Genomic DNA, 15,229 nt, shown 5'->3' with positions numbered 1-15,229 from the left:
CCTCATGATTGAGGTTCTTTTTATGTTTAGATGCCGCCTGTAAGACTTTTCAGGTAAGCAATCACTTCTTTATTGCCTGCCATTTCGGCCAGTTCCAAGGCAGTATGAGGGCTACGATGGGCCAGATCTGCACCTTTACTGACCAGCAGTTTGACCACAGCCAGATGATCATTTTCAGCGGCAGCCTGTAAGGCGCTATAGCCTTCTTCATCGGCAGAATTCACGTTCAGACCTTCTTGCAAACCCTGCTCGACCTGTTCAACGTCACCTAAGGAAGCCCAGTACACCAGTTCAGGAAGATGCAGTTCGTCGTCATCTTCAGGGATTGGGGAGAATGAGTTGAGTTTCATAAAATTATGCTCAATCTAAATTACCTGAGTTCTTACTATACATCACTTTTTTGTAAAGACTCTTTCTCAAATCTTAACGCTTCTTTATTTGAACCTAAATATCTACTAACCCCATCCATAGCAAAAAAACCACCTATTGGTTTTTCATGATGGCCAATAATTAAACCGCCAAAACAATTTACAGCACTACAACCTTTAATAATCGTACTGTTATTAGTTATTAAAATATTAGTAGGACGGACTAAAATTTCTACTCCATTACGAAGAAATCTTCCTCTTTTAAAAATCACTTTATTAGGAGGGCAAAACTCTATTTCTATCAAAATTTTTCGATGATTTTCCCGTACAGTAAGAGTAGTACCAACTAATTGAATATCCCAAGCAACGGGTTTGAAAATTAATTGGTTATTTTTAATATGAAGAACTGGTGAATTGTACTCATTAAAAATTACTAGATTTAGTAAAAAATGTCCATCAGCTAATATCAATCCAATTAATGGTGTTCCATCTACACTGATAGGTACCATTGCTGTACCGTATCCTTGATCCACACAACTAAAAGTATTTCCACCTATTTCGACAATTGCTTTCTCCCCGGAAAAATGTAATAGATAAGGCTTAGATACTCCTTCACGTAAATTGAAAGGTTCTTCATTAGCTTCTCTTACAACTTCTTTTGGTAATAATCCGTTAGTTTTCTCACGATGATGCTGATCACATAATAAAGTTATTTCATCAGCAACATGACGTTTAACTAAAGCCCATTCTTCCATATGTTCATATTCATATAAGGGCATTCCACAGATAACACATCCAAACCCACATCTTTGTCTAACTTCTCGTTGTATAGGCAATGGAATATTTCTACTATTTGGTTTTTCTTCATTCATGGTAATTTTCAAATATAAATTTTTTTTAAATATTATATAAAAGCCCCCTTTCGGAGGCTTGTTATTTAATCCTTAGCTTTAAGCTTTAGACACTGCTGGTTCAATTGAACCAATCTTGTCAGCTTCATTTTCATGCATGATCAACGCAACCGCAATTGCTGTAATCAGTACCGGCAAACCCACTGCCATAAAGTTGAAGTGAGCAGGAAGATTCATACCCAACAAGCCACCAATCAGGATCGGGCCGACAATTGCCCCCATTCGGCCAATTGCAGAAGACCAGCCAATACCGGTCGAACGTACGGCTAATGGATAGAATTGCGCCACATAGCTGTACAATAACATTTGCGAACCAATCGATGCTGCACCTGCCAAAAACACCAAGATATAAAGCAAAAACTGATTTGACTGGAAACCCATCAGGCTCATCACAATCGCGCCCATCATACCGAGGAACATCAATACCGGTTTCAAATGGAAACGGTCAGCCAAAATACCACCACCAACAATACCAACGACTGCACCCACGTTCATGACCATCATAAACATCAGGCTGTTATCCATCGAGTAACCTGCTGCCATCATCAGCTTCGGCAACCAGCTGCTTAATGCATACATGGTGAGTAAACAGCTAAAGAAGGCAATCCAGAACAAAACCGTATTGACCGCACGGCCACGACGGAACAGGCTCACCACGTTAGCAGGTTCAGGTACATTCCCTTGTGGCAGGGTAAACGTAGTTTGCTCATTTACGCTAACATCTGGCGTCAAACGACGTACAATACGACGTGCTTCCTGCTGCTTATTTTCTTTCACCATAAAAGCGAGTGATTCAGGCAAAAATTTCCAGATGACCGGTAATAAAAATAATGGGACTCCAGCAATAAAGAACATGATTTGCCAACCAAAACTTGGCGTAAACCACGAACCTAATAAGGCGGCCATCACACCACCTACGGCATAACCACTAAACATGGTGGTCACCAAGGTACTGCGCATTTTTTGTGGCGCATATTCAGAAGTTAAGGCCACCAGGTTAGGCATCACCCCACCAATGCCCAGACCGGCAAGAAAGCGTAAAATTCCGAATTCGGTTGGATTTGAAGCAAAGCCCCCAGCAAAAGTCAGACCACTAAATAATACAATACAAATCATGATGACTTTTTTACGACCGATTTTATCCGCGAGGGAGCCAAAAATCATCGCACCAAACATCATCCCGGCAAGTGCGGTACTGGCCAACATACCTGCTTGAACAGCACTTAGACCCCAATCCTGCATCAATAATGGTAAAACCACACCATTAATTGCTAAATCATAGCCATCAAACAAAATAATGAGTAAGCACCAAGCAACTACATTGAAGTGAAAAGGCGTAAATTTCGCATTATCGACTACAGAACTAATATCCACTTTTTCCGTTGTCATCGTTCTCATCTCCCATGAGTACTTGTCCATAATATCCTTTTGAAGACTCAATTGAATATTCAACTGAAGATTCAAGACTGAGGAATATACGGAAGTCAGATTTCAGGCACAATAAGACTAAATGATATATTTCTATGAATTGGGAAAAGGCATTTATTTGCGTGATATGTCACGTTTTTATTAAGATAAATTATTGAATAATGAATTAATTATAATTTTAATTAAACTCAGCTTAGTAATTAAACATAAGCTAACTATTTTTTGGCCCTATATTTTTATAGAAAATTTAAACAAAAGCCCCTTAATTGAAAGGGGCTTTTGTAATTTTTTAAAAGTTTAATTCATTTTAATTGGCAAAAAATGCCTAGGTTTTAATCGAATTGAGTTTTTTGGCTGCCAACACAGTCTCTGTATCATGTTCTGCTGCCAGGTCTTTACGCACAATCAGGGCAACAGAAATTGCACCAATAATGGCCGGGATTGCAACAGCCAGGAAATTCATCTTGTGTGGTAATTCCATGCCCAGCAAGAAACCGATCACGATTGGTCCCACAATGGCACCAGTGCGGCCGACTGCAGAAGCACAGCCAATGCCGGTAGAACGGATGGATAAAGGATAATATTGCGCCACAAAACTATATAGCAGAATACTACTGCCAATTGCAGAAGCACCCGCGGCCGCCACCAGTAAATAAATTACCACTTGTGGAGAATTAAAGCCGAGGCCCACCAGAGACACCGCACCCAGCAGGAACATGCCGATAATAACCGGTTTCAGATGAAAACGGTCTGCTAGAATCCCTCCGCCAATCGTACCAATTACCGCACCGATATTCATCGCCAGCAGGAACATCAAGCTATTACCCAATGAATAGCCTGCGGCCATCATCAGTTTTGGCAACCAGCTGCCCAGCGCATATACCATCAGCAAACACATAAAGAAGCAGCTCCAGAACAGTAAGGTGCTCATGCTACGACCTTGTTTAAACAGGGCGGCAATAGAGGCTTCTGGTGCGTGGACTTCATTCAGTACAAATTGAGTATCTGCGGTAACCGCCTGTTCAGGAACAATCTGCTGTACAATTTTACTGGCTTTTTCATTTTTCTGTTTTTTCACTAGAAAAGTCAGTGATTCAGGTAGATAGAACCATAACAGTGGCAAAATCAATAAAGGAAGACCTGCAATATAAAACATGATTTCCCAGCCAAAACTTGGTGTTAACCAAGCCCCGAGCAATGCCGCCATAATACCACCTACCGCATAGCCACTAAACATGGTGGTCACCAGGGTACTGCGCTTTTTTTGCGGTGCGTATTCTGAGGTTAAAGCCACCAGATTAGGCAACACTCCCCCAATACCCAGACCGGCAATAAAACGTAAAACTCCAAACTCGGTTGGGCTTGAGGCGAAACCGCCCCAAAAGGTGAATCCACTAAATAGAGTCACACAAATCAGAATTACATTTTTTCGGCCAATTTTATCTGCCAACATCCCAAACAGCATGGCCCCAAACATCATTCCCGCCAGTGCGGTACTCGCCAACATGCCAGCTTGCACCGCTGTCATATTCCATTCTTGCATGAGTAGAGGTAAAGCAACTCCATTAATTGCCAAGTCATAACCGTCAAAAATAACGACAAACAGACACCACAATACGATTTTTAAATGGAAAGGTTTAAACTTTGCTTCATCCACTACAGCATTTACATTTATTATCGCTGACATTTTTACCTCACCTCCAATTGTGAGCTTTTACTTATTGTATAAAAAATGAATGGTTATTCACTTTTTATATAAAATGGATGATTATTTATACTTTGTCGACTGCAAAATTGATCATTTTTTAACTTTACTGGCTTTTTAACACTAAAGTTGTAAATAAAAATATTTAATTAATTCAGCTAAATATGTGATTATTCACATATAAAATAAAGTATTATCAAAGTGATAAACTGGTTTTCTGTAAAATTTGTATAAAAAAATCCCCAGATGGATCCATCTAGGGATTTGTTAAAAATGCTCAACAATTCCTAATATAAAGCTTTTTCCAAACGAATCTGGATAATTTCATTATCATCTGCCAGATTGCGGTTACGTCCGCTAGAGCCAGGAAAATTATTATCATTCAGCACAGTAAGCAAGTCCGGCCCTTCAATAATCAGATCTTCAATTGTCTGGAAAGGGAAACCAAAACGAGTATTAGTAGCTATATCGCCTGCGCGTACAGGTCCGTATAACAAGTCCGGATTGGCAAGATCCATCAAATTGACCCGCTCTATACGTGAAACTGCTTCACCAGGTTGATTCAACTTAATTTTGATTAATTTTTTATAACCGCCCAGATTATTTTCAGTATCATCCCGCTCAATAATAATGCCTTCTGACTGATTAAATAGCTGAAAATCACCAATTGCTGTGGCTTTGCTATCAAGATCAAAATAATAGACCTTTCCAGTATAAGCTTTTTTCTGAATATCAAATTCGGAAATAATCAGTTGTGATTCAGTCGCATCAATTAACGGTTTTTCCAGTAGAGGATAGAGATATTGACCATCAGTAGAGATAGCCATCCCTTCAAAACCGCCACTGCGTTGTACCAACGGAGTCACATAATTTTGACCCATTTTATTCAGCTGATTTTGTGGAGAACGGAGTTCAATTCCGGGTTTGCTAGGGTGTGGCAAAGCAATAGGGGGGCTTTGCAAGATGCCTTCAGCATTAAAATGCAGTAAATAAGGACCAAATTCATCTCCAATCCAAATATCTCCATTTACAGTACGTTGCATCGATTCTGGATCAAAATCAGCGCCTGTTAACAGGCGCTCTTGGGTATTTTGGTGAACAATATCGAAAGGAATCAGACGATTAGGATCACGTAGCTGGATATAAGCCAGAGGTTTTACCCCTGCTGTCCCGCCAACTTTAGTTCTAAAATCAATTGAAAGATGATGTAAACGCAATAAATAATCTGCTGAATTATCTTGAGCACCAAAACCATTATCAGACATCGCCAGGTAAGTACCGTCTGGATTTTTAAGGGCAGCCGAAAAACCTTGTACAGGCTGACCTTTAAAGGGAGGAAAAATTCCATTCGCTCCCTTAACATCATGGCCAGAATCAGGACCTTCTGCATAAGTTTCTACATCCAACTTGGCAAAAGATATCAGGGTAGGTTCTGTTAATGTCTGCTCGGGTAAAGTTGTGTCGTGATGATCTGAATCTTTACAAGCAGAAAGCATCAAGATGCAAATACTTAACACGCTCAGCGAAATTTTTCTCATACGGCTCTTCATCTCGTCATTTTTTATAGTCAAAACTGATTAAATCAGCTTTAAATGACAAACAGACAGCAATTGTATGAAGCTTTCGCGAAGTTTTTAATTTCTAGCAGGACATCCAAACTGTTGTTCTGATTTTTATTTTATTTCTTTTCTTTTTATAAAAAAAGAAATCCCCCTGCTTTTTAGCAGGGGGATTTTGAATAATGAGCTGGCGATGACTTACTCTCACATGGGTAACCCCACACTACCATCAGCGCAAAGAGGTTTCACTTCTGAGTTCGGGAAGGGATCAGGTGGTTCACTCTTGCTATGGTCGCCAGCACAACTGTTTATGGACTTGTTCGGGTCTTATCTGACTGCTTTTGCAGTGTTTGCCTTACTTGGTACCAAATAGAATACATTAACAGGGATATCTGAGTTGAATATTGTCTTACTAACGAGCTTCTGAATCAAGCTGTTTTGCTGGATATCGAATCAATTGTGCTTTATACAACAACTGTTTGGGTGTTGTATAGTCAAGCCTCACGAGCAATTAGTACTGGTCAGCTTCATGTATCGCTACACTTCCACATCCAGCCTATCAACGTCGTAGTCTTCAACGGCTCTTTAGGAGACATAAAGTCTCGGGGAAATCTTATCTTGAGGTAGGCTTCCCGCTTAGATGCTTTCAGCGGTTATCCCTTCCGAACATAGCTACCCGGCGATGCCACTGGCGTGACAACCGGTACACCAGAGGTTCGTCCACTCTGGTCCTCTCGTACTAGGAGCAGATCCTCTCAAATTTCCAACGCCCACGGTAGATAGGGACCGAACTGTCTCACGACGTTCTAAACCCAGCTCGCGTACCTCTTTAAATGGCGAACAGCCATACCCTTGGGACCTGCTTCAGCCCCAGGATGAGATGAGCCGACATCGAGGTGCCAAACACCGCCGTCGATATGAACTCTTGGGCGGTATCAGCCTGTTATCCCCAGAGTACCTTTTATCCGTTGAGCGATGGCCCTTCCATACAGAACCACCGGATCACTAAGACCTACTTTCGTACCTGCTCGACTTGTTGGTCTCGCAGTTAAGCGCGCTTTTGCCTTTATACTCTACGCGTGATTTCCGACCACGCTGAGCGCACCTTCGTACTCCTCCGTTACTCTTTAGGAGGAGACCGCCCCAGTCAAACTACCCACCAGACATGGTCCTCGTCCCGGATCACGGGACAGAGTTAGAACCTCAATATTACCAGGGTGGTATTTCAAGGATGGCTCCATGGCAACTGGCGTCGCCACTTCAAAGCCTCCCACCTATCCTACACAGGTAAGATCAAAGTTCAATGTCAAGCTGCAGTAAAGGTTCACGGGGTCTTTCCGTCTAGCCGCGGGTACACCGCATCTTCACGGCGAATTCGATTTCACTGAGCCTCTGCTGGAGACAGCGCCGCCATCATTATGCCATTCGTGCAGGTCGGAACTTACCCGACAAGGAATTTCGCTACCTTAGGACCGTTATAGTTACGGCCGCCGTTTACTGGGGCTTCGATCAAGAGCTTCGCTTACGCTAACCCCATCAATTAACCTTCCAGCACCGGGCAGGCATCACACCCTATACGTCCACTTTCGTGTTTGCAGAGTGCTATGTTTTTAATAAACAGTTGCAGCGGCCTGGTTTCTGAGGCTGCCAGCAGCTCAAGGAGCAAGTCCTATCACCACCGGCAGCGTACCTTCTCCCGAAGTTACGGTACCATTTTGCCTAGTTCCTTCAGCAGAGTTCTCTCAAGCGCTTTGGTCTACTCGACCTGACCACCTGTGTCGGTTTCGGGTACGATTCCTGTGTAACTGAAGCTTAGAGACTTTTCCTGGAAGCATAGTATCAGCCACTTCACCAGTAAACTGGCTTGCTATCAGTTCTCAGCATAGAGCACCCCGGATTTGCCTAAGATGCATGCCTACAACCTTTCACCTGGACAACCAACGCCAGGCTGACTTAACTTACTCCGTCCTCTCATCGCATTACACAGAAGTATTGGAATATTAACCAATTTCCCATCGACTACGCCTCTCGGCCTCGCCTTAGGGGTCGACTCACCCAGCCCCGATTAACGTTGGACTGGAACCCTTGGTCTTTCAGCGAACGGGTTTTTCACCCGTTTTATCGTTACTCACGTCAGCATTCGCACTTCTGATACCTCCAGCAGACTTCTCAATCCACCTTCATCGGCTTACAGAACGCTCCCCTACCACTTACGCATAAGCGTAAATCCGCAGCTTCGGTACTATATTTTAGCCCCGTTACATCTTCCGCGCAGGCCGACTCGACTAGTGAGCTATTACGCTTTCTTTAAAGGGTGGCTGCTTCTAAGCCAACCTCCTAGCTGTCTATGCCTTCCCACATCGTTTCCCACTTAATATAGATTTAGGGACCTTAGCTGGCGGTCTGGATTGTTTTCCTCTTGACTACGGACGTTAGCACCCGCAGTCTGTCTCCCGGATAGTACTCATTGGTATTCGGAGTTTGCATCGGTTTGGTAAGTCGGGATGACCCCCTAGCCGAAACAGTGCTCTACCCCCAATGGTATTCGTCCGAGGCGCTACCTAAATAGCTTTCGGGGAGAACCAGCTATCACCGAGTTTGATTAGCCTTTCACCCCTATCCACAAGTCATCCCCCGGCTTTTCAACGACGGTGGGTTCGGTCCTCCAGTTAGTGTTACCCAACCTTCAACCTGCTCATGGATAGATCACCCGGTTTCGGGTCTATACCCAGCAACTAAAACGCCCTATTAAGACTCGATTTCTCTACGGCTCCCCTATTCGGTTAACCTCGCTACTGAATATAAGTCGCTGACCCATTATACAAAAGGTACGCAGTCACCGAACAAGTCGGCTCCCACTGCTTGTATGCATGCGGTTTCAGGATCTATTTCACTCCCCTCACAGGGGTTCTTTTCGCCTTTCCCTCACGGTACTGGTTCACTATCGGTCAGTCAGGAGTATTTAGCCTTGGAGGATGGTCCCCCCATATTCAGACAAGGTTTCACGTGCCTCGCCCTACTCGACATCATTATCTAAGCCCTTTCGTGTACAGGACTATCACCCACTATGGTTGCACTTCCCAGAGCATTCCACTAAAACTTAGATAACTTAATGGGCTCTTCCCCTTTCGCTCGCCGCTACTGAGGGAATCTCAATTGATTTCTTTTCCTACGGGTACTGAGATGTTTCACTTCCCCGCGTTCGCCTCAATAACCTATGTATTCAGTTATTGATACCTACCTTATGGTAAGTGGGTTTCCCCATTCAGACATCTCCGGATCACAGGATATTTGCCGCCTCCCCGGAGCTTTTCGCAGGCTATCACGTCTTTCATCGCCTCTGACTGCCAAGGCATCCACCACATGCACTTAATTACTTGACTATACAACCCCAAACAGTCGTTCATCCCTACAAGCAGGATGAGCAACATGATTAACCAGTTTCTCAGTCAATCACACAGTTGGCGTTTGTGCACTTAAGCACTGTACAGCTTCAATTAGATTCATATACCAAAACGCTTGATTCAGTTAATTTCGCTAGTTCTCATTTCAAGGACAGTCATTAACAGGTAATAAATTACTGTTAACTTTCGTTCTATCTATGAGTATGAACAAATTATTTCAACTCAAATATATGCTGTTAATGATTTTTCTAGCCTTCGTCAGGTCTAGAAACTGTGATAAATCACAGAGGTTAACAAGTATAAACTCACTAAGCTCTATAATCTATGGTGGAGACTAGGAGAGTCGAACTCCTGACCTCCTGCGTGCAAAGCAGGCGCTCTACCAACTAAGCTAAGTCCCCAGCTTATCATTTAGATTTAATGTTTCTGATTTTCTGTTTCATGGCAGATGGTGGGTCTGACAAGACTTGAACTTGTGACCCCACGCTTATCAAGCGTGTGCTCTAACCAACTGAGCTACAGACCCTCAGATACATCAATGAAGAACAACTTGTTGTGGATTCTTACCAATCGTCAATCTTTCGTTAAGGAGGTGATCCAGCCGCAGGTTCCCCTACGGCTACCTTGTTACGACTTCACCCCAGTCATTGGCCACACCGTGGTGAACGTCCTCCCGAGGGTTAGACTATCCACTTCTGGTGCAACAAACTCCCATGGTGTGACGGGCGGTGTGTACAAGGCCCGGGAACGTATTCACCGCGGCATTCTGATCCGCGATTACTAGCGATTCCGACTTCATGGAGTCGAGTTGCAGACTCCAATCCGGACTACGATCGGCTTTTTGAGATTAGCATCACATCGCTGTGTAGCAACCCTTTGTACCGACCATTGTAGCACGTGTGTAGCCCTGGCCGTAAGGGCCATGATGACTTGACGTCGTCCCCGCCTTCCTCCAGTTTGTCACTGGCAGTATCCTTAAAGTTCCCACCCGAAGTGCTGGCAAATAAGGAAAAGGGTTGCGCTCGTTGCGGGACTTAACCCAACATCTCACGACACGAGCTGACGACAGCCATGCAGCACCTGTATCAGAGTTCCCGAAGGCACCAATCCATCTCTGGAAAGTTCTCTGTATGTCAAGGCCAGGTAAGGTTCTTCGCGTTGCATCGAATTAAACCACATGCTCCACCGCTTGTGCGGGCCCCCGTCAATTCATTTGAGTTTTAGTCTTGCGACCGTACTCCCCAGGCGGTCTACTTATCGCGTTAGCTGCGCCACTAAAGCCTCAAAGGCCCCAACGGCTAGTAGACATCGTTTACGGCATGGACTACCAGGGTATCTAATCCTGTTTGCTCCCCATGCTTTCGCACCTCAGCGTCAGTATTAGGCCAGATGGCTGCCTTCGCCATCGGTATTCCTCCAGATCTCTACGCATTTCACCGCTACACCTGGAATTCTACCATCCTCTCCTATACTCTAGCCCCCCAGTATCGAATGCAATTCCCAAGTTAAGCTCGGGGATTTCACATCCGACTTAAAGAGCCGCCTACGCGCGCTTTACGCCCAGTAAATCCGATTAACGCTCGCACCCTCTGTATTACCGCGGCTGCTGGCACAGAGTTAGCCGGTGCTTATTCTGCGAGTAACGTCCAGCACTCCTGGGTATTAACCAGGGTACTCTCCTCCTCGCTTAAAGTGCTTTACAACCAAAAGGCCTTCTTCACACACGCGGCATGGCTGGATCAGGGTTCCCCCCATTGTCCAATATTCCCCACTGCTGCCTCCCGTAGGAGTCTGGGCCGTGTCTCAGTCCCAGTGTGACGGATCATCCTCTCAGACCCGTTACAGATCGTCGCCTTGGTAGGCCTTTACCCCACCAACTAGCTAATCTGACTTAGGCTCATCTATTAGCGCAAGGTCACAAGTGATCCCCTGCTTTCCCCCGTAGGGCGTATGCGGTATTAGCGCTCCTTTCGGAACGTTGTCCCCCACTAATAGGCAGATTCCTAAGTATTACTCACCCGTCCGCCGCTAGGTTCCAGTAGCAAGCTACCTTCGCCCCGCTCGACTTGCATGTGTTAAGCCTGCCGCCAGCGTTCAATCTGAGCCATGATCAAACTCTTCAGTTTAAAATCAGTAGTGCCTAAAGGACACCAATCTTGGCTCATCAATTTTCTGACAAATTCTCTCAAATAAACTTCGAGTAATTTAAACCAATCAATCAATGATAATATTTCGATCAATCAACCAGTAAAAATCCACACAAGTTGTTCTTCATAATCTCTTAATGATCTCTCTAATACCTCGTCAGTATTAGATGCTGGACTTCGACAATCCCAAACAACTCAACGCTTCGCGCTTCGTTCGTTCCGGCTATCTCGTCGGTATGGGGCTCATTATAGGGCAATTTCTTACACGTGCAAGTGCTTTTAACTCACAAGATTCACGACTGTTTTATTTTTATGCACCAAATTGGTTCATTTTCCTGCCAATATTTACATAAACTTATAATATTAAACAAAAAATATGAACAAAATATTTATATTTAATTTTATAGTTATTTATTCACGCTTGGTGTTTTAATCGTCACACTTTTAATTTGTACTGCTGTAACTGGTACATTTTGATGCATTCCATAATTACGGGTCGGGACTTTGGCAATTTTATCTACAATTTCCATACCTTTTGTGACTCGCCCAAACACCGCATAGCCTGCATTCATGGCTGAACGATCCAGAAAGCTATTATCAACCAAGTTTATAAAGAACTGAGCTTTTGCAGAGTCTGGCTGATTGGTACGTGCCATAGCCAAGCTACCGCGTTTATTTTGCAAACCATTATAGGATTCATTTTTAATCGCCGCTTTAGCATTTGGCTTTTCCTGCATCGCTGCATCGAAACCACCACCCTGAATCATAAAGCCAGGAATCACACGGTGAAAGATGGTGCCAGTATAAAAGTTGCTTTTGACATAGTCTTCAAAGTTTTTGCTTGAGATCGGTGCCTTGTCATTAAAGAGTTCAATTTCGATATTGCCAGATGAAGTCTGCATCTCAACCAGGGTATTTGCAGCAAAGCCCGGTAAGCTAATGGCAGCTAGTGCGATGGCAGATAATGATTTTTTTAACATTTTTTAACTCATCCTTTATATAGATCCGCTTTGGAATGACGGTATATTAAGCTTTTATGTCCAATAATAGCAGTTGTCTGCCAATCAAATACAAGAGAATAATAATGAATTATGCATTTGCACAGGAACAAAATATCAATCAGTTCCCACCTTGGCATTTGCAAGGTGAAGGTTTTATTTTAAATTACTGGCTGACGCCCAGTTTTATCCAGCAGGCCAAAGCGTTTCGAGTTGCGCCTTCAGCATTGGGCCGCGTTGTTCAGGTCCTCTTAATACGTTACCAGAGTTCACCGGTGGGTCCTTATGATGAGCTGCTGATTTTAGATCATCCTTTAATTAGTAAGCGGCGCTTAAGCTCCATTCCCAAAATCTATGTATCTACTCATGAATCTGTAGCACATGGTCAGGCTTTATGGGGGATTCCTAAAGAATATGCCAAATTTGAGTGGGAAAAGCATCATCAGGACACGATTTGCCGTATCAGCCACCAAGGTCATCAGATGAGTCTCTCTATTCGCAAAACCCGCTCACCGCGCCAGTTCTATATAAATAGTCATCATATCCCTGCCTCAATGCTGAAAATCCAGCAGGCCTGGGAAGGGCAGCGTTTTGACTTTAGCCCTCAGTTCCGCGGTTATCTCAGCAAAGTTTTACAGGTAGAATGGCATAATACCGGAGATATTTTTCCCGACTTTTCCAAAGCCAAATATTTACAAAGCTTTTATATCCCGAAATTTAATTTAATTTTCCCTGAAGCTCAAATCTCTTCCAAATAAACAGTATTCATAAGCAGAATAATAATCTCAAAATATAAAAGGTGTTTTAGCAAACACCTTTTAAAATTGGCCTAGCCTAATTGCGTTTATCCCAAAATTTTCGAAAATCCCGAGCGATCTCGATCACGTATTTTTTGGCCCGTTTAGAAATCGGGCTTAAATTAATAAACCCATGCGTCTGATCGACATAGTTTTTATGATAGACCCGCACACCATGCTGGCGCAGTTTATGAGCATAAATAGAGACTTCATCATGTAATAGATCATGCTGTGCGGTAATAACATAAGTCGGCGGCAGCTGTTTTAAATTACCATAAGTCGGTGAGACCAGTGGATCATCAAGCGCCATCTGGTGGTTTTCCACATATAGTCGGCTAACCAGATTAACATCCTCTTCAGACAAGACCAGCCCCTCTTTATAGGCATAAAAAGAAGGATGACGGCTCTTGAAATCGAGCACGGGATATAATAGTAATTGCGCCCGTGCTGCATAGCTCTTGCCAACACTGTGCTGTGCTACAACAGTTGCCAGATTACCGCCGGCACTATCCCCCGCAACCGCGATCCGGTTTTTATAGATTTTGAGAGTTTTACTGTTCTGATGTGCCCAGGCCAGTGCATCCTCACAGACCTGCACGATTTGTAGCGGGCTATATTCCGGAGTTAAAGGATAGGCCACACTGAGTACCTGTACTTTGGCATGCACAGCCAGTAAACGGCAGAACTCGTCATGGGTATCCAGACTGCCGACCATAAAGGCGCCACCATGATAAAACATGATCATAGGCAGCTTTTTCTGCGGCGCAGGATGATAGTGCCGAGCCATAATGGTTCCGCTATGTAAGGGCAGACGGATATCTTCAACCATTTTCAGTGGAGTCGGCTTGCCCTGAATCGCTTTCATCTGCTGAATAAAATCGACTCGTGCCTTGGCTACATCCTCATGAATAAAACTGGACTTTCCCTGCTTGAGCTGAATAGCCATTAAACATTTAACAAATGGGTCCAGATCCGGATAGATATAAGGATAGTCCAATGCCTTGGCTAGAGCCTCCTGTGCCATACCAGGCATATGGTTCAGCATCCGTGCGCCGAATCCTTGTCCCTTTTCTTGTACATATTTCATTACCGGGTGAGTTTGACTCATGCTTTTCTGCCCCTTTTCTCTTAATTCTTCATATTTTCTACATGATCAGAAGTTTAGTGACCATTCTGTTATAGAAACCTTAATATCTAGGTACACAGAGGTTCTATGCAATACGCTAACCTGCTTTATAAAAGATGTCATTGACAATTTTCTTAAGATTTTTGATGTTTTTTGCGAGCTTAATTGTATTTTAAAGAAGGAAGCCTATGGCCACTAAAGTAATCACGCTAGCTCTTGCAACTGCATTTTTAGCTGCAGGTTGTGTGGCATTTCCGGAAAATGACTATTATGACGGCCGTTATGATGGGCGTGGCTATGACTATCACTATGATCAGGATCATCGTTATAACCGGCAGCGTTGGCAATATGAACAGCAACGCAAGCGTCTGGAAATGGAGCGGCGCAGACAAGAGGTTCGACACCGTCATTGGGAACAGCAACAGGATCTGAAACAGCAGCGCAAAAGTATATCAGCACAACGTCAGAAACAGACTGAAGCGCAACGCAAACGTCGCCAGGCAGCTGAGCAGCAACGTAAAAAAGCCCAGCAGAACCATTCTGGGCATCGAAGCTGGAATGATCGCCATCGCCCGCAACAGCAGTCTCACCGCGGGCATCGCCGCGATTGAAGATTCAAGCCAAAAAGCTCAATATCAGCTATGCAATTTAAAACAGACGAAAAAAAGGCTTATCCAGAGATAGATAAGCCAGAAAAACAAGAAACTACAGCGGTAAAATCTGAGTTAGATCCTATTCATTTAAGGCTGAATTGTGAAATACTTTATTGATTGGTTATTAATCGTT

At 43.8% G+C, this 15,229-nt stretch carries 9 protein-coding genes, 2 tRNA genes and 3 rRNA genes; 2 read left to right on the top strand and 12 right to left on the bottom strand.

Annotated features, from left to right (window positions below; genetic code table 11):
• Window positions 1–26: 26 nt before the first annotated feature.
• The 11 genes from E5Y90_RS00140 to E5Y90_RS00090 form a co-directional block, all read right to left on the bottom strand.
• Entirely contained in the window at window positions 27–350 is a 324-nt protein-coding gene (locus E5Y90_RS00140) for an ankyrin repeat domain-containing protein (RefSeq protein ID WP_174659055.1), read from the bottom strand.
• Window positions 351–385: 35 nt separating this feature from the next.
• Complete coding sequence (locus E5Y90_RS00135; RefSeq protein WP_174659054.1) at window positions 386–1,240, bottom strand: cell division protein; 855 nt, start codon at window positions 1,238–1,240, stop codon at window positions 386–388.
• 78 nt (window positions 1,241–1,318) lie between these two features.
• Window positions 1,319–2,668 carry an aromatic acid/H+ symport family MFS transporter gene (locus tag E5Y90_RS00130; RefSeq protein WP_174659053.1) on the bottom strand — a complete coding sequence of 450 codons (1,350 nt, stop codon included), beginning with the start codon at window positions 2,666–2,668 and terminating at the stop codon, window positions 1,319–1,321.
• A gap of 364 nt (window positions 2,669–3,032) precedes the next feature.
• Window positions 3,033–4,394, bottom strand: a complete 1,362-nt coding sequence (locus tag E5Y90_RS00125; RefSeq protein WP_174659052.1) for an MFS transporter — start codon at window positions 4,392–4,394, stop codon at window positions 3,033–3,035.
• A gap of 305 nt (window positions 4,395–4,699) precedes the next feature.
• The gene (locus E5Y90_RS00120; RefSeq protein WP_174659051.1) at window positions 4,700–5,950 is read right to left on the bottom strand and encodes an esterase-like activity of phytase family protein; all 1,251 of its coding nucleotides are present in this window, start codon (window positions 5,948–5,950) and stop codon (window positions 4,700–4,702) included.
• Window positions 5,951–6,156: 206 nt separating this feature from the next.
• A 5S ribosomal RNA gene (gene rrf, locus E5Y90_RS00115) occupies window positions 6,157–6,271 on the bottom strand.
• A gap of 190 nt (window positions 6,272–6,461) precedes the next feature.
• Window positions 6,462–9,354: ribosomal RNA gene (locus E5Y90_RS00110) — 23S ribosomal RNA — on the bottom strand.
• A 346-nt stretch (window positions 9,355–9,700) separates the two neighbouring features.
• Window positions 9,701–9,776: transfer RNA gene (locus tag E5Y90_RS00105), tRNA-Ala, on the bottom strand.
• A gap of 48 nt (window positions 9,777–9,824) precedes the next feature.
• Window positions 9,825–9,901 (bottom strand) — tRNA-Ile (locus E5Y90_RS00100).
• Window positions 9,902–9,960: 59 nt separating this feature from the next.
• Window positions 9,961–11,501: ribosomal RNA gene (locus E5Y90_RS00095) — 16S ribosomal RNA — on the bottom strand.
• Together the 16S, 23S and 5S rRNA genes with 2 tRNA genes alongside form the textbook arrangement of a ribosomal RNA operon.
• A gap of 428 nt (window positions 11,502–11,929) precedes the next feature.
• Window positions 11,930–12,502: a peptidylprolyl isomerase gene (locus E5Y90_RS00090; RefSeq protein WP_174659050.1), complete on the bottom strand. Its 573-nt coding sequence runs from the start codon at window positions 12,500–12,502 to the stop codon at window positions 11,930–11,932.
• Window positions 12,503–12,606: 104 nt separating this feature from the next.
• On the opposite strand from E5Y90_RS00090, the gene E5Y90_RS00085 reads away from it, so the two are divergent.
• Window positions 12,607–13,278 (top strand): acetoacetate decarboxylase family protein, encoded by a 672-nt coding sequence (locus E5Y90_RS00085; RefSeq protein WP_174659049.1) that lies wholly within the window; start codon window positions 12,607–12,609, stop codon window positions 13,276–13,278.
• Window positions 13,279–13,354: 76 nt separating this feature from the next.
• Here the strand turns inward: E5Y90_RS00085 and E5Y90_RS00080 are convergent, their stop codons facing one another.
• Complete coding sequence (locus E5Y90_RS00080) at window positions 13,355–14,425, bottom strand: alpha/beta hydrolase (RefSeq protein ID WP_174659048.1); 1,071 nt, start codon at window positions 14,423–14,425, stop codon at window positions 13,355–13,357.
• Window positions 14,426–14,631: 206 nt separating this feature from the next.
• Here E5Y90_RS00080 and E5Y90_RS00075 point away from each other — a divergent pair, with 206 nt between their 5' ends.
• Window positions 14,632–15,054 (top strand): hypothetical protein, encoded by a 423-nt coding sequence (locus E5Y90_RS00075; protein ID WP_174659047.1) that lies wholly within the window; start codon window positions 14,632–14,634, stop codon window positions 15,052–15,054.
• The last annotated feature ends 175 nt before the right edge of the window (window positions 15,055–15,229 follow it).

Source organism: Acinetobacter sp. 10FS3-1 (genome assembly GCF_013343215.1).
Classification (GTDB): Bacteria; Pseudomonadota; Gammaproteobacteria; order Pseudomonadales; family Moraxellaceae; genus Acinetobacter; species Acinetobacter lwoffii_C.
The sequence above is the reverse complement of the archived record's forward strand: the minus strand, read 5'-3'. Positions and strand labels throughout refer to the sequence as shown.